Origin of the sequence: Proteiniclasticum ruminis, from assembly GCF_900115135.1 — a bacterium.
In the GTDB taxonomy this organism is placed as follows: Bacteria; Bacillota; Clostridia; order Clostridiales; family Clostridiaceae; genus Proteiniclasticum; species Proteiniclasticum ruminis_A.
Map to the genome: position 1 here is coordinate 739724 of NZ_FOVK01000001.1, position 16255 is coordinate 755978.

Here is a 16255-nt window from a genome sequence, read left to right on the forward strand (position 1 = left end):
ATGAAGTTTATGAAAATTTAGTATAGATCTGAAGAGAAATATCCACCAAAATCATCTTCTTGTTTTTCTTCCTTCCTGAAGTGAATTTTACTGGTAAAATCATCCATCTTCCTTGACACTGAAACCTTTGACAGTCCAAAGGCGTTGGCCATTCCAAAGAACTTTGCTCTTAAAGGTTTTGTCAGTTCTATCTCTCTATGGTCTGATTTGACTTTCACGTCAACTCCAAACAGGAACAGCGCACCCAACGCCCCCAATAGAATCTTAGGTTTACGGGCCAGCAACAAGGTACCAATGGCTACTACAGGCAAAGGCGCTTCCACGGATTGCCCTTTATAGGAAAAATCTACCATCTCTGATGTGGTCTTTCGAATACTCTCCACCGTCTTGTCTTTATAATCCCGAATTTCATCAAATCTTTCTTCTTTCATGTTTTCGAGATAGATCACAGCTTCAAGTACATCATTTCCGCTTTGATCTAAGGCATTTTTCGCTGCTTCGTAAGTCACTTTCTTTCTTTTCCTGACCTCATCTACTTTCGCAAGCATTTCATTCTGCAGTTCCATTTTTTACCTCCTTATGGTCTTTACATATACTTCAGTAAATCCAGACTTTTAGGTTTACGCTGATAACTGTCTCTAATGATAAAGGATGTGATTCTTTGGAGTTCTGACTTGACCGTATGATCCATCCTATACTCTGCACTCTTTGCATATTCATTCCTTAAAAAGAACTCCGCAGCTTGTAGTGCTTCATTTGAAACGGCAAAAGGCACTGATTGACGTCCAATCCGGTATCCCGTCAGAGTGATGAGTTTGATTTCGTAAACCAGCGTAATGACTTCAACGTCAATGGCCTCAGACTCTAAGAGGTAGAGTGCTGTCACCAGATTCCTGTATAGATAAGGCTGCACTTCCTCGTCCAGTGTCACAATATCAATCATTTCCAAAAAATAGGATGCATATGTCAGAAGCTCTAAAGATGATGTTACATCTGAAAAACCATGTATCAGTGTACCTTCATTAAAATTATACAGTGACTTTCCTTTGAACAATAAAAAGTCACCAAAAATCATGGGACGTGTCATGAACTGGTACCGGTATTTGGGTGATCGTGCACCTTTACACAAAACAGAGACTTTACCCAGTTCTTCTGTAAAGATCCATAGAATCTTATCCTTCTCTTTGTAATCCATGGTTTTGATCACAATACCTTTTGCCTTTACCTGCATTATTCTTTATACCCGAGCTCCTTCAGGAGCGTTTGATTGTCTCTCCATTCCTTACGAACTTTCACAAAAGTCTTCAGGTCCACTTTACCTTCCAGATATACTTCCATATCTTCTCGAGCCCAGGTCCCTATTTTTTTTAGGGTCTGGCCACCTTTCCCTATAATTATCCCCTTATGAGAGTCTTTCTCACAGATGATATCTGCCTCAATATACCAGTTTCCATTTTCTTTCTCTTGCATTGTTGTAATCTCAACAGCAATACCATGAGGTATCTCCTGTTGGAGGAGTTTCAATGCCTTTTCACGGATGGTTTCTGCCGCCATAAATCTTAAATGGACATCTGCTACCATATCTTCAGGATAATACATAGGACCTTCAGGCAGATACTTTTTCACCAGAGCTAGAATATCCTCGGTATTCTTTCCTTTCAGTGCCGAAATTGGAATGATTTCATCAAACTCTGCCGCTTTTCCGTAGAGCTCTAAGGTTTTAGCCACTCTGTCCTGAGTGAACTCATCAATCTTATTCACCAGAAGAAACTTAGGTGTCTTGAGTCCTTTCAGCTCTTCCAGAATAAGCGCATCGCCAGGATGAATCTCTCCAGAAGCAGTTGTGATAAAAATCACCAAATCCACTTGACTTAGGCTCTCCTTAGCAACATGGACCATATATTCCCCCAGTTTATTCTTTGCTTTATGAATTCCTGGAGTGTCCACAAAAATGATTTGAGCATCGTCGTCTGTATAAATTGCATTCATATTTTTTCTTGTCGTTTGGGGTTTATTGGATACAATGGATAGCTTAGCCCCCATTAAATGGTTGATTAGTGTCGACTTCCCCACATTTGGTCTGCCCACAACTGTAATAAATCCTGATTTAAACATTTTTAACTTCCTTCTCTTTATCGAGGTCAATCTTAGTAAAAGCACCAGGCAAAATATCTTCCATTGTTTTTACAATGTACTCTTCTTTGCTCTTTATAATAATAATCGGAATTTCCTTGCTTTCAGCAAATTCTACAATCACTTGTCTGCAGATTCCGCATGGATAAGTAAAATTATGGATATCTCCAACAACCGCTATAGCCTTAATCTTATGGTGTCCATGGGACACCGCATTGAATATTGCAGTGCGTTCTGCACAGTTTGTAGCACCATAGGATGCATTTTCAATATTACAGCCACTGAATATGGAATCATCTTCCATAAGTACTGCGGACCCAACTTTGAAACCTGAATATGGAACATAGGCATGTTCTCTTGCTTCTAGAGCTGCCTCTATCAATTTTTTGTACATATTATCCCTCATTTCTTTATTATTTTAATAACCGAAAACTCTAAACAAGAGAATTGTGATGAGAAAGCCCAACAACCCTCCAACAAACACTTCTTTTATTGAATGCACTTTAGAATCCACTCTTGACTGGGCTACAATTAGCGCCATGATAAAGCTGAGTGTAATGGCTATGGTGGAGTCTGACAGATAGCTGATGACCGTTGCCAAACTGAAGGCCACTGCTGCATGTCCAGACGGCATACCTCCTTTTAATGGCGTACCCTCTCCGACGACAGCTTTCGTGAGAATTACAGAAAGAGCCACAATAACCAGTATAACAATGACAAGATACGGACTTGAATGCTTGACAAGCTGTACCCCCCTGTAGGTAAATGTGGTGATCTCTTCCCAAAATATAAAATAACCCACAGCCAGTGCATTTACAGCTGTCAGAAGCACCGCTGCCGCTGCAGTATTCTTAGCAATTTTCGCCAGTGGATGATAGTGATTCGTCGTGGCGTCAATGGCACTTTCTATGGCAGTGTTGAGAAGTTCAGCAGCCATCACCATGGTCATACTGACAAAAAGAATCAGAAGCTCAACTTTTGTGATATTGGTGAATAGTGAGAATAATATCACCACGATGGCTGCTACCATATGAATCTTCATATTCCGTTGGGTTCTTACGGCATAGATGAACCCGGAAATTGCATAATTAAAACTGTCCAACAGACCCTTTAAATCCATATTAGCACCACCTTATTCACGGGATATGTCTAGAGCATGAAGAATCCGCTCTTCTGCTTCACGCATTCTTTGTTTGTCCATGTCTGTCATATGATCATATCCCAGAAGATGCAAGATGGAATGTATCGTGAGATAGCATGCTTCTCTTTTTAGTGAATGTCCAAACTCAAGAGCCTGTTCATTGGCTTTTTCCATGGACAGAACCACATCCCCCAGAAGAAGAGCATCTCCGTCATAAAACTCCGGACCAAACTGATGGTTCAGATATTCATCACGAAAAACCTGTCCTTCCTCATAAGAAATCATCGGAAAAGAAAGAACATCCGTCTCCTTATCAATGTTTCTATATTCTCTATTCATTTCTTTTATCGCATCGTTATCCACAAGAAGCATGCTGATTTCCGCTTCCTCTTCAACCCCCTGGTCTTTCAACGTAAACAGAATCGCTTCCTTGATGCCTTCCAGCAGGGATTCCGGAACTTCTATCTGATCTTGTTCATTTTCAATAATAATCATTGTTTTCTCCTAACCGTTGGCTTTTTTTCGCTTATCTTCCGGATACTCTATTCGCTCATGATAAATAGAGCCAAAAGTTTTCAAAAAGTTCTTTCTGATCTTTGATACATCACTGAAGGTAATGTCACATTCATCAAGCTGCCCATCCTCCAATTTGTCTTTAAATATCTTATACACCATGGCTTCCACTTTTCCTTGAGTCGGGTCCGAAATGCTTCTTACTGCCGCCTCAACACTGTCAGCCAGCATCATAATCCCCGCTTCCCTGGTCTTTGGTTTGGGTCCAGGATAGCGATAGTCCTCTTCTTTCACAGAATCAGGATCTTCAGCGTTGTTCTTCATGGTCAGATAAAAATACTTCACCAGAGTTGTGCCATGATGCTGAGCAATCAGATCTTTGATTTCCTGTGGTAATTTGGCTTTTTCAGCCATTTCCAAACCAATCTTCACATGATTAATGATGATCAAAGTAGATAGGTTCGGTGAGATTTCATCATGTGGGTTCTTCGATCCAATTTGATTCTCTTTAAAGAATTGAGGCCTAGAGAGCTTTCCGATATCATGATAGTACGCAGCAACCCGAAGGAGGATACTGTTTGCGTGCAGCTCTTCAGCAGCAGCTTCTGCAAGATTCCCCACCATGATACTGTGGTGATATGTCCCTGGCGCCTCCATCTGAAGCCTCTTTAACAATGGATGATTTGGATTTGCCAGTTCCAGAAGCTTAATCTCCGTTACCACATTAAAGGTATTCTCAATGAGCGGCAAAAATCCAATCACAAGAATTCCAGATAAAATGACACCACTTGCAGCAAACAATGAGTTCCTTATAGAATCCATGACCGAATTGGAAAGCAAGAAGCCCAGGGAGAGCGATACCACAAAAGTCACGACAGAAATATAAAAGCTTGACTTTAAAATATCATTTCTCTCTTCCACTTTATTGATAAAAATCACACTGAGAATGGATGTCAGCATCAGAAGCAGAAGCACCTGCACATTGAATCCCGTCACGATGCTGAGAAAAACAGCACTGTAAAGTGCCAAACTTTGCCCCACACGTTTTTTCACAAGAATGGTCAGAAGCATTGGAAGAAATGTGTAAGGAACAATAAACGGACTGATGATCACCATTGCTCTTGCCAAGGCAAGAGCAAGATTCATAAGAAGGAAGATCAGCGCATTCTTTTTTGTATCTTCATAGATTGCTTTATAAAAACGCTTGAGATAAAAAACAATGATCAGATGGATGATCAGCACCGCAACGACCAAACCGCTGTATGGAAGGGCATTGAACCCGCTATCGCTAAGATATCCAAGCTCAGCGAGAATCTCCAGCTGATTTGCATTGACTGGATCCCCCTCTTTTACAATAGTCTGGTTTTTCTTGATGAGAACAGGTGTAATGCTATTTTCAGCCTCTTCCCTCAGTCTCGCTGTTGCTTCCTCATCATAAAAATAGTTCGGTTTTACTAAGGTCACTACAAACTGCTTAATAGCATTTTTCGCAGCCTCATTAAAGCTGAAACTATCCACAATATCTGTCATCTCAGTTTTCGACCGCATGATTTTGTTCTCATCATCTTCTTCCAACGGAGTCTCATAAATTTTATTAATTCCATTATTAATGGTATTTAAAGCATATCTCAAATCACTATTGTCAATAGAAAGAAGTGCAAAGTACCCCTCTTCACTAATCCCATAGGTTCCACGTTCTGAAAGAACTGTGGCAATTTCATCCAACGAAACCATAGGGTTTCTGGAGTTGATGATCCCATTGAAAAAGTCATTGCTCTCTTTCAGCGCATTTCGTCTTACTTCCAGTTCCTGGGTATACTGATTCTGCACAGAGGCAACTGCATCCTCAATTAATGCTTTAGTTGTCACTTCATCCACCAAGTCCACATTCGCTCTGAAATCAACAGGCGCAATATCTCCAACCTTAAGATCATACTTCTTATTCACGATACTAGTCAAAAGGATAATAAATGTTACGATGATGGATACCATGAAAATTCCATACCGCCACCAGGTTTTTCTTTCTATTCTCATTGCCGCTCCTTATGTTATCGTATGTTTTGATTATCAGGATATTCAGTGTATTACCGTATGGATCTGGATTACTCCTCCCCTAACACATTCACTCTATTATAGTTTCAGTTTATCAAACTATGCTCTGAAATACTACTGATAGAAATCACATACTCATGTCAACCAGAACTCTACCAGATCCTTCTGAAGGATGAAGAAGTTCATCATGCAGTTCCTTGAAAGAAACTACTTTATTTACTGTTCTTTCGAGATCCGCAGAATACCACGAAGTAGCTAGTTTTTTGAAGATCTCATTTCTCTTGGCATGATCCACCATCACACTATCAATCCCTTTTAATGTAATCCCCCTTAAAATGAAGGGAAATACCGTACTCTCAAACCTGATACCAGATAGGTTTCCACTGGTGCAGACAACTCCGCCGTACTTCACTTCCGTAAGAATATTCCCCAAAGCTTCTCCGCCCGTTGTATCCAGCACTCCATCCCACTTTTCCGTAGACAACGCTCTTCTTTTTTCCAGCAAACCATCAAATAAAAGCACTTCCTGAGCACCTAGAGACTCCAGATATTCTCTCTTCTCCATAGTTCTGGTAGTAACCGCTACCTCCGCGCCTAGTTTACGAAGAATCAGCACACCGTGAGAAGAAACACCCCCACTTCCTCCTGTAACAAGGATCTTTTTCCCTTTGAGACTTCCAAGGGCTTTCTCAATGGCATCCACTGATAAAGCCGCCGTGAACCCGGCTGTACCATAAATCATCACATCTTTCATAGACATTTCTTCAGGAAGCCTCATCAAATGTTCCTGCTTTACAATGGCAGTTTCCTGGTATCCTCCTGGCTGATCCGTACCATAGCCATATCCTGTCACAAATACTTGATCTCCAACAGAAAAATCTCCCGCTTTACTTTCCTCAACAATACCAGAAAAATCAATCCCAGGTGTCATCGGGTACTTTCTCACCACCTTGCTTGATGCATCCACCGCAAGTCTGTCTTTATAGTTGATGCCTGTATAGGACACCCTGATTCTCACTTCTCCATCTGAAAGATTCGGAAGCTCTATATCCTGATACTTCAGCACAGAACCTTCCTCTGTCTTTTCCAGTAATAATGCTCTTTTCATAAGTTCCCCTTTCTCAGGTATTTTCCCTTTATTATATCCTTTTTCCAGGTTTCTTACACCTTGTTTAGAGACAAAAAAACTCATCTTATTTCACAGAAACAAGATGAGCCATTTTTTATTTCGTTAAATAATTCTTCACCAGAGTGCTCACAAGTTTGCCATCGGCTTTTCCTGTGATCAACGGCTTGAGTGCTGCCATGAGTTTCCCCATGTCTTTCATGTTATTTGCTCCGATTTCTTTAGCTGTATTCTCAACCAATTCAATTATTTCATCTTCTTTTAACTGCTTTGGTAGATAACTTAATAAAGTTTCTATTTCGAAATTGCTTTGTTCAACTAGGTCAGCTCTTTGACCTTTTTCAAACTCAGCTACAGCATCTCTTCTCATTTTCACTTCTCTAGCGAGAATCTCAATGATTTGTTCTTCAGAAAGTGAGGTTTGAGCATCTTTTTCAGCGTAGAGGATTGCAGATTTTGCCATGCTTAAAACACTGGCTTTTCCCTTATCCTTGCTTTTCAACGCTTCTTTCCAATCATTCTGAATCTGTTCTTTGATCATAGTTTGATCACACCTTTTCTAAAAAAAGAAAACTACTTGAACTTTCTCTTTCTTGCTGCTTCGGACTTAAGCTTCTTCTTTACACTTGGCTTCTCGTAATGTTCTCTCTTTCTTACTTCACCAAGAATTCCGGATCTTGCACACTTCTTCTTGAAGCGTCTCAGTGCGTTCTCTAAAGATTCATTCTCTCCAACTTTGATTTCTGACATTCATTATCCCTCCCTCCGCTAGTTAAAAATATAAATATCAGCCTTTCGGGCAAAATAACACACTAGTAATTATAGTACATATTTTCAAAACAGTCAACGTTTTTAGCCAGGTGGCCAAGTGAGACTTCTTCCTCCCAGGAGATGGAAATGAAGATGCGCCACAGTCTGCCCTCCATCAGAAAGAGTATTCACAACAACACGATACCCGGTTTTATCAATCCCTTCCTCTGCAGCTATGGTTTGCACAGCTTTATACACCTTTCCAAGCAAAGCGGTATCTTCAGCTTCCAGCTCATTCACCGACGAAATATGCTTTTTGGGTACAATCAGCACATGGGTTGGCGCTTTAGGATCAATATCCCTGAATGCATAGACAAAATCATCTTCATAAATCTTAGCAGATGGGATTTCCCCTTGTATGATCTTACAAAATAAACAATCCATATCGATCCGCCTCTCAAATTTTACTTCTTAATTCAGTATATCAAATAATTCTTGTCTGTGGTAAGTCTGTTTAGATGAATTCTCCAATCAGGTAATCCTCATTCAAGCCCACTATCTTTGTTTCCAGATACTTTCCTTGAATATCCTCATTGCTCTCTACTCTAATCTTCAGATAGTTCGCTGAATATCCGAAATGAATACCGCCTTTTCCTTCCTCATAAAGTACCATAAGCGATTTTCCAAGATATGATTCAAGAAATACTGTTTCTTTTTCATTGCTTTGAGTCATAATCTGTTTGCTTCGTATATCTTTAATCTCACCCGAAACCTGATCCTTCATCTGGTAAGCTGGTGTCCCTTTTCTCTGGCTGTACTTAAAGGTATGTACCTTTGTTAGATTCAACCGGCCCAAAAAATCAAATGTTTCCTGGAACTCTTCTTCAGATTCGCCTGGAAATCCAACAATCACATCCGTGGTAATCGAAACATCAGGCATCTTCTGCCTAAGCTCCGCTACTACCTCTTCAAAATCTCCAGCTGTATAACGGCGGTTCATCCTCTGCAGTGTGCGGTCTGATCCAGACTGAAGAGAGAGATGAAAATGAGGACAGAGCTTTGTCAGCTTGACGATACGGTCCATTCTCCCTTCTTTGAAGAACATAGGCTCAATGGAGCCAATTCTAACTCTTCTGATGCCATCAATGTCTTCAATCTGATCCAGAAGATCCAGAAGATCCCATTTTTCTTGAAGATCATGTCCATAAGAGGCGATGTGAATTCCAGAAAGAATCACTTCGGTGTATCCTTCTTCAGACAGTTTCCGGATTTCATCAAGAACTTTTTCGGGATTCTTACTGGATAGTCCTCCTCTTGCATATGGGATAATGCAGTAGGTACAGAACCTGTTGCAGCCATCCTGAATCTTTAAAAACGCTCTCGTCTTTCCCTCGTATCCAGTCACCCCTAAATCTTCAAACTTTGAGTTCAGAATCAGTTTATCTGTAACCTCTACGATTTGACGTTTCTCTGCTCTTGCCTGGTTCACATGATAGACGATATCACTTTTGTTTCTTGATCCCAGAATGACATCTACCCCCGGGATTTCCATCACATCCTCTTTGCTCACCTGTGAATAACAGCCTACGACAGCCACTGTAGCTTGAGGATTCTTCCTCTTGGCTCTACTGATGTACTGCCTGGACTTTTTATCTCCCATGTTCGTCACGGTACAGGTATTGATGACATATACATCAGCTGACTCATTAAAATCAACCAGCTCATACCCGTCTTTCTTGAACATTTCAATCATGGCCTCCGAATCATAAACATTGACTCGGCAGCCAAGGGTCTGAAATGCGACTTTCATCAATTATTTTCCTCCCATATCTCCATACAAAAGCTGAGCCATGGCCACAGCTGTAAATCCTGCAGTTTCCGTTCTTAAGATCCGGTTGCCCAGAGTTAGGATCTTAGCCCCCTTGTCTTTTAAAAGATCAATCTCTATCTCAGTGAAACCACCTTCTGGTCCCACAAAGATCCCCATGGAACTGATGCTTGACAGTTCTTTTTTAAGTGTCAGAAAACCGTACTCCTCCTGGTTCTCATAAGGCACCACAAGGACATCCAGCTTTTTCATCTCCACCAATAGATCTGCGAAGCTCATGGGTTCTGTGATCTCAGGAAGCACACTGCGCTTTGATTGTTTTGCCGCTTCCAGACAGATTCTCTTCAGGCGATCTAGTTTTTTGAACTCAGATGAGTTCTTGACGACCACACGTTCAGTCACCACAGGGACGATTCTTTGAACACCAAGCTCAGTGCATTTCTGAACAATGAGATCCATTTTTCCAGCTTTTGGAAGCCCTTGAAAAAGGGTGACCTTAAGTGAGCTTTCATTGCTCTTTGCAACTTTTTCACGCAGCTCCACTTTGGTTTCGTTTTTATCTATAGTCTCAATTCTACCTAAATAATCCTGTCCTTTGAGATCATTTATAAGGATTTCATCCTGTTCTTTCAGTCTGAGCACACGGCTGAGATGTTTATGGTCATCTCCTCTGATATAGGCAAAAACATCATCCAGTTCCTCCGTGAAGAACTTATGCATGAGACACCTCCGCAATGATGCAGACCCACTCTCCTTCATATCTTACTTCTTTCACCATGAATCCATTTTCCTTCAGGCCATTTCTGACCATCTCTTCTTTTTCACGGATTATTCCTGAAGATATGAACACACCATCTGCGTGAAGCTTCTTCTTCACATCGGGAATCAGCACTAAAATAATCTCTGCGATGATATTTGCTACGATGATGTCTGCTGTTCCATCCACCACATCCATAAGATTACCATGAAGAATTTCCACATTGCCAAGGGAATTGTATCCCACGTTTTCCTTGGCAGAATCTACCGCCACAATATCAAGATCCACCCCTACCACTTTCGAAGCACCAAGTTTGGAAGCTCCGATGGCTAAAATACCCGATCCTGTACCGATGTCAAAGACTGTAGTATCTTTTTTCATATAGTCTTCTACGGCTTCCAGACACATTCTGGTTGTCTCATGGGTCCCTGTACCAAACGCCATGCCAGGATCCATATGCAGGATGATTTCATCTCCCTTAGGCTCGTACTCTTCCCAGAGTGGTTTCACAACAAAACGTTCTCCGATCTTCGTAGGTTTATAATATTTCTTCCATTCATTCGCCCAGTCATTCTCATTGACTTCTTCTGAGAAAATTTCATACTCATGGAACTCTACGCCATAAGATTTGGCTTCCTGAACTTTCTCTTCAATCTCTCTCACAATTTCAGCGACATCCACATCTATGTTGAAATAAGCCCGGACCACCGCTTTGTCTTTTCCATACTCAAAAATATTGATGTCTGCAAAGTCCCAGGTCAGAGGACCTTGTTCCCTGCCTAAAATATCACTGGGGTCTTCGATGGATACCCCTTTTACATCCATTGTGTAAAGAACCCCTTGAATAAACTCCAGATCTTCTTCCTGAAGAACAATTTTGATTTCATTCCATGTACTCATTCTATTCTCCTATCGCATTACGCTCGCTCTATTCACCCGAAAGTTTTTTCAAATCCAAAAAAGACTTTCGGGTGCAGTACTTTACTTCTTCAATCTATTATATTACATTCTCACAGAATGAAAAGAAACACCTCAAAAAAAGCCCCAGGTTTTCCTGAGACTTTTCTGTTTCCGATGATCCTGACTAGAATATACCGAATTTCTTCTTGTCTTTTTTATCTTTTTTATCTTCTCTATTCTCACGGTCCACAATCTGGCCGGATGCTTCCAGGAACTGGTAGAGAGCTTCTTTTTGTGCATCATTGAGTTTCTTCGGCACATCCACAATGACATTCACATACTGATCTCCTCGTGCTCCACTTCTGGAGTTTACCATCGTTACTCCTTTGCCTTTCAGCCTGAAGAGAGTTCCTGATTGAGTTCCAGATGGAATATCATAGGATACATCACCGTCAATCGTTGGAACACGCACTTCTTTTCCAAGTGCTGCCTCCGCAATATTGATGTGTGTGTCCACATAAATATCATCCCCTTTACGGATAAAGAATTTATGTGGTTTCACTTGGATGACAACATGAAGATCCCCTGAAGGACCTCCCTTTGCTCCCTTGTCCCCTTGCCCTCTTAACGGCATCACATTCCCTGTGTCTACTCCTGCAGGTACTTTTACACTGATTTTCCGTTTCTGACGAACTTGACCCTTTCCACGGCACTGTTCGCAAGGTTCAGTGATGATTTCGCCGGTACCGCCACAAGTTTGGCATGGAGCTTCCTGAATCATATTACCGAAGAGTGTCTGTCTCTGTACTCGGACAGTTCCCTGCCCATGACAGGTTTTACAGGTTTCTTTGGATGTTCCTTGCTTCGCCCCGCTGCCATGACAGACATCGCAGTCCTCGGTTCTTGTGATGTGTATATCTTTTTCCACACCGAAAACAGCTTCTTCAAAGCTGAGATCCATACGGTATTCGAGATCCGCACCACGTCTTGGTCCTGTCCTTCTTCTTTGTCCACCGCCAAATCCTCCACCAAAGAACGATTCGAAGATGTCTCCAAAATCTCCAAAGTCCTGAGCATTGTATCCAGCTCCAGCTCCACCAGCATTAAAGTCAGTTGTACCGAACTGATCATATTGCGCTTTTTTCTGAGGATCAGAAAGAATCTGATACGCCTCGTTTATTTCTTTGAACTTTTCTTCCGCTTCCTTGTCCCCTGGATTTTTATCTGGATGATATTTAATCGCAAGTTTTCTGAAAGCACTCTTAATCTGTTTTTCATCGGCACCTTTTTGAAGCCCAAGGACTTCATACAAGTCTTTTTTCGCCATTCTTACACCACCTATTAGTATGCACTGCCTTCAGCCAAGGCATAGAATACGGATTACAGCTGAATAAGGGAAGAGCAGCATGTGCCCACCCCTCATCCAAGTACTAGAGTATTATACCCTCTTTATTTGTCATCCTCAACCTTGAAATCTGCATCTACCACATTATCTCCCTGAGGACCAGCCTGTCCTTGCTCTTCGGCACCAGGGGCTCCCTGATTCTGAGCTGCTTCTGCCTGATAAATCTTGGAAGAAACTGCATAGAACTCATTGGTCAGTTCTTCTGTAGCTTTCTTGATGGCATCCATATCGCTGCCATCTTTGATGTTCTTCAGCACTTCAAGCTTTTCAGTGATCTTTGCCTTATCTTCTTCACTGATCTTCTCTTTCAGTTCTTCCAGAGTCTGTTCAGTCTGATAAACGGCCTGATCCGCATTGTTCTTGATTTCTACTTCTTCTTTCTTCTTCTTGTCTTCTTCAGCAAATCTTTCTGCTTCCTTCACTGCCTTATCGATTTCATCATCGGACAGATTCGTTGATGCAGTAATGGTGATATTGGCTTCTTTATTTGTTGCCTTATCTAGAGCAGTTACCTTTACGATACCATTGGCATCAATGTCGAAGGTAACTTCAATCTGTGGAATCCCTCTCTTTGCAGGTGCAATTCCTGAAAGTGTGAATCTTCCAAGAGTCTTGTTGTCTGCTGCCATCTGTCTTTCCCCCTGCACAACGTGAACTTCCACAGAAGTCTGTCCATCTGCAGCAGTGGTGAAGATCTGGCTCTTCTTGGTAGGTATTGTAGTATTTCTTTCAATGATTGGTGTAGCAACACCACCATAGGTTTCAAGACCAAGAGTCAGTGGAGTGACATCAAGAAGAAGGATATCCTTCACCTCTCCAGTAAGAACACCAGCCTGAATCGCAGCACCTAGTGCAACAACCTCATCAGCATTTACTCCCTTAGAAGGCTCTTTTCCTGTGAAATCCTTAATGGCATCAATAACTGCAGGAATTCTTGTGGATCCACCTACTAGTATTACCTTATCGATATCGTTCAGTGTAAGTCCTGCATCATTCAGGGATTTCTTCATAGGCTCGATGGTAGCCTTTACAAGGTCTGCTGTCAGCTCATTGAACTTCGCTCTTGTCAGAGTCATATCGATATGCTTTGGACCTGTTGCATCCGCTGTGATAAATGGCAGATTGATGGAAGTGGTCATGGAAGAGGAAAGTTCTACCTTTGCCTTCTCTGCAGCTTCCTTCAGTCTCTGAAGCGCCATTTTGTCAGATCTTAAATCGATGCCATTGCTCTTTTTGAACTCATCGGCAATATGATTCATGACTCTTTCATCAAAGTCATCTCCGCCAAGCTTTGTGTTACCGTTGGTGGAAAGAACTTCGAACACGCCATCTCCAAGATCCAGGATAGAAACGTCGAAGGTTCCGCCTCCCAGGTCATAGACAAGAATCTTATGAGCTTCATCCACTTTATCCAAACCATATGCTAAAGATGCAGCAGTTGGCTCGTTGATGATTCTAAGGACTTCAAGGCCTGCAATCTTACCCGCATCTTTGGTAGCCTGTCTCTGGGAGTCATTGAAGTACGCTGGTACTGTAATGACAGCCTGAGTTACTTTTTCGCCCAGGTACGCTTCAGCGTCCGCTTTCAGCTTTCCAAGGACCATAGCAGAGATTTCCTGTGGTGTGTAATCTTTACCATCAATGTTGAACTTCTTATCGGTTCCCATGTATCTTTTTGCTGAAGCAATGGTCTTATCTGGATTTGTGATTGCCTGTCTCTTCGCAACCTGACCCACAAGTCTCTCTCCATTGGCCTGGAAAGATACTACAGATGGTGTTGTTCTTCCACCTTCTGAACTTGTGATGATCACTGGATCTCCACCTTCCATCACTGCAACTACTGAGTTTGTTGTTCCTAAGTCAATGCCTATTACTTTTGCCATTTTATATTTCCTCCTAATTTGCGACCTTAACGACGCTGTATCTAATTATTTTTTCTTCTCTCTGATATCCCTTTAAGAAAACATCAACAATTTCTTTCTCTGAATAGCTTGGATCCTCCACATGCATCACTGCCTCATGAAGGTTTGGATCAAATGGAGTTTCCGTAGAAATCTCTGTGACCTTAAGTTTCAGAAGTGAATCCTGAAACTGAGTCAATGTCATCGAAACACCTTTTTTCAGTGCTTCCACATCCTGAGCCTCTACTTTAAGGGACATTTCCAGATTATCCAGAACTGGAAGAAGCTCTTTCACAACATCTACGATGCTGTCTGCATAAATCCCTTCCTTCTCTTTCTGAGTTCTCTTTCTATAGTTGTCATATTCAGCACTGATTCTTGCAAGCCTGTCTTTCAATGCACTGTTTTCATTTTCCAGTTTCTTGATGCTTTCCAGCATTTCTTTTTTCTTTCTGAACAGTTCTTTCATATCTATCGTATTCTCAACTTTTTCTTCAGTAGGCTGTTCACTGGATTCCGCTTCATTTGCTTCCTCCTCTAAAGTTTCCGTGGGATTCTCCTCATGAACTGCTTCCTCTGTCTTCAAATCCTCAGGAATCTTATTCTTATCCTCCGTCATTTACATCCTCCTCATTGAGCTTCTTTTTGAGCTCTTTCTTCACATTATTTATGATAGACACAACCTTCTGATAATCGAGCCTTCTCGGGCCGATCAGATTGATGGTGCCAACATTTTCATCATTGATTCGATAACTTGTGGTGATGATTGTAAAATCTTTTGCTTCAGGAAGCGCCAGCTCATCGCCTAAGGTAATCATCATTTCCTCATCCAGATCTTCCATATCATGAAAGAGAAGCTCTGGCTGCTCCAGAAGTCCCAGAAAATCCTTCATTTTGTTGATGTCTGAAAACTCAGGATAGTTCAGAATTTTTGAAGTTCCATCCACAAAATACTGATCTTCAGAAGCTTCTTCGTTCAGACTGTCATACACAGCAGACAAAATCGACAGAAACAGCTCATCATATCCTTCCAGATCATTTTTCAAGCTGTTGACAATATGAAGATTGATGTCTTCTATGGTCATATCTTTCAGCTTCAGATTCAGGAGATTACAGATGTTTGTCAGCACTTCCGGTTCTGGTGTGTGATTCAGCTTGATGAGCTTGTGTGTGATGGATCCATGGTCCACCATGATCACCGCAAGAATTGTATTTTTCTCCACTTGGATCAGCTGAATATTTTTCACATGTGCTTTTGAAAGGCTGGGCTTCTTCGCAACAACTGCCAGATTCGTCAGTTCTGAGAGCATCATCGCTGTCTGCTTCATAATCTTATCCATTTCAAAGGCAGCCATGGTGATGATTTTATCTTCAATAAAACGCACCTCATCAGGACTTAAAGATTCCAATGTCATGAGCTTGTCAATATACATTCGGTAGCCCTTTGCAGAGGGAACTCTGCCAGAAGAAGAGTGCAATTGGTCCAAATACCCCAGTTCTTCCAAATCTGCCATCTCATTTCGGATGGTGGCGGAACTGATACCTAACTTATATTTTTTCTCTAAGGTTCTAGAACCCACAGGCTCTCCGGTCATAATATAATCTGTGACAATCGCCTTCAGTATTTCTAGTTTTCTTCGATCCACTTCTGTTGACACTCTAACTCCCCTCCTTTTATTAGCACTCATAAGAGTCGAGTGCTAACAGGTACGTTATTAAAATACCACCTCCTTGGAGATTTGTAAATAC

Annotated in this window: 18 protein-coding genes; all 18 read right to left on the reverse strand. The window is 41.5% G+C overall.

The features are described 5' to 3' along the window. Nucleotides 1-17: 17 nt before the first annotated feature. The gene (locus BM243_RS03455) at nt 18-566 is read right to left on the reverse strand and encodes a UBA domain-containing protein (protein ID WP_074910350.1); all 549 of its coding nucleotides are present in this window, start codon (nt 564-566) and stop codon (nt 18-20) included. Nucleotides 567-586: 20 nt separating this feature from the next. After that, nucleotides 587-1231 (reverse strand): DNA repair protein RecO, encoded by a 645-nt coding sequence (gene recO, locus BM243_RS03460; protein WP_074910355.1) that lies wholly within the window; start codon nt 1229-1231, stop codon nt 587-589. After that, nucleotides 1231-2115, reverse strand: a complete 885-nt coding sequence (era, locus tag BM243_RS03465) for a GTPase Era (protein ID WP_074910357.1) — start codon at nt 2113-2115, stop codon at nt 1231-1233. The genes recO and era overlap by 1 nt, the downstream gene beginning before the upstream one ends. Then, on the reverse strand, nt 2108-2527 hold the full coding sequence (locus BM243_RS03470; RefSeq protein WP_074910361.1) for a cytidine deaminase: 420 nt from the start codon (nt 2525-2527) through the stop codon (nt 2108-2110). Before BM243_RS03470 ends, era begins: the two co-directional genes overlap by 8 nt. A gap of 24 nt (nt 2528-2551) precedes the next feature. Further along, nucleotides 2552-3253 (reverse strand): diacylglycerol kinase, encoded by a 702-nt coding sequence (locus BM243_RS03475; protein WP_074910364.1) that lies wholly within the window; start codon nt 3251-3253, stop codon nt 2552-2554. A gap of 12 nt (nt 3254-3265) precedes the next feature. Further along, complete coding sequence (gene ybeY / locus BM243_RS03480) at nt 3266-3769, reverse strand: rRNA maturation RNase YbeY (RefSeq protein WP_074910366.1); 504 nt, start codon at nt 3767-3769, stop codon at nt 3266-3268. Nucleotides 3770-3778: 9 nt separating this feature from the next. After that, nucleotides 3779-5821 carry an HD family phosphohydrolase gene (locus BM243_RS03485; protein WP_074910368.1) on the reverse strand — a complete coding sequence of 681 codons (2043 nt, stop codon included), beginning with the start codon at nt 5819-5821 and terminating at the stop codon, nt 3779-3781. A 145-nt stretch (nt 5822-5966) separates the two neighbouring features. Further along, on the reverse strand, nt 5967-6947 hold the full coding sequence (locus BM243_RS03490) for an acrylyl-CoA reductase family protein (RefSeq protein ID WP_074910926.1): 981 nt from the start codon (nt 6945-6947) through the stop codon (nt 5967-5969). A gap of 115 nt (nt 6948-7062) precedes the next feature. Next, nucleotides 7063-7506, reverse strand: coding sequence for a GatB/YqeY domain-containing protein (locus BM243_RS03495; RefSeq protein WP_031573181.1), 444 nt, complete (start codon nt 7504-7506; stop codon nt 7063-7065). A 32-nt stretch (nt 7507-7538) separates the two neighbouring features. Then, nucleotides 7539-7715, reverse strand: a complete 177-nt coding sequence (gene rpsU / locus BM243_RS03500; protein ID WP_031573182.1) for a 30S ribosomal protein S21 — start codon at nt 7713-7715, stop codon at nt 7539-7541. Between the two features lie 102 nt (nt 7716-7817). Beyond that, complete coding sequence (locus BM243_RS03505; RefSeq protein WP_074910371.1) at nt 7818-8159, reverse strand: histidine triad nucleotide-binding protein; 342 nt, start codon at nt 8157-8159, stop codon at nt 7818-7820. Nucleotides 8160-8229: 70 nt separating this feature from the next. Then, nucleotides 8230-9525, reverse strand: coding sequence for a tRNA (N(6)-L-threonylcarbamoyladenosine(37)-C(2))-methylthiotransferase MtaB (gene mtaB / locus BM243_RS03510; protein ID WP_074910928.1), 1296 nt, complete (start codon nt 9523-9525; stop codon nt 8230-8232). Nucleotides 9526-9528: 3 nt separating this feature from the next. Next, nucleotides 9529-10263, reverse strand: a complete 735-nt coding sequence (locus BM243_RS03515) for an RsmE family RNA methyltransferase (protein ID WP_074910373.1) — start codon at nt 10261-10263, stop codon at nt 9529-9531. Further along, entirely contained in the window at nt 10256-11200 is a 945-nt protein-coding gene (prmA, locus tag BM243_RS03520) for a 50S ribosomal protein L11 methyltransferase (protein WP_074910375.1), read from the reverse strand. Before prmA ends, BM243_RS03515 begins: the two co-directional genes overlap by 8 nt. A 184-nt stretch (nt 11201-11384) precedes the next feature. Further along, on the reverse strand, nt 11385-12527 hold the full coding sequence (gene dnaJ, locus BM243_RS03525; RefSeq protein ID WP_074910378.1) for a molecular chaperone DnaJ: 1143 nt from the start codon (nt 12525-12527) through the stop codon (nt 11385-11387). Between the two features lie 122 nt (nt 12528-12649). Next, nucleotides 12650-14488 (reverse strand): molecular chaperone DnaK, encoded by a 1839-nt coding sequence (gene dnaK / locus BM243_RS03530; protein WP_074910381.1) that lies wholly within the window; start codon nt 14486-14488, stop codon nt 12650-12652. Between the two features lie 13 nt (nt 14489-14501). Beyond that, nucleotides 14502-15125, reverse strand: coding sequence for a nucleotide exchange factor GrpE (gene grpE, locus BM243_RS03535; protein WP_074910385.1), 624 nt, complete (start codon nt 15123-15125; stop codon nt 14502-14504). Beyond that, nucleotides 15112-16164, reverse strand: coding sequence for a heat-inducible transcriptional repressor HrcA (hrcA, locus tag BM243_RS03540; protein ID WP_177213448.1), 1053 nt, complete (start codon nt 16162-16164; stop codon nt 15112-15114). Before hrcA ends, grpE begins: the two co-directional genes overlap by 14 nt. Nucleotides 16165-16255: the final 91 nt, after the last annotated feature.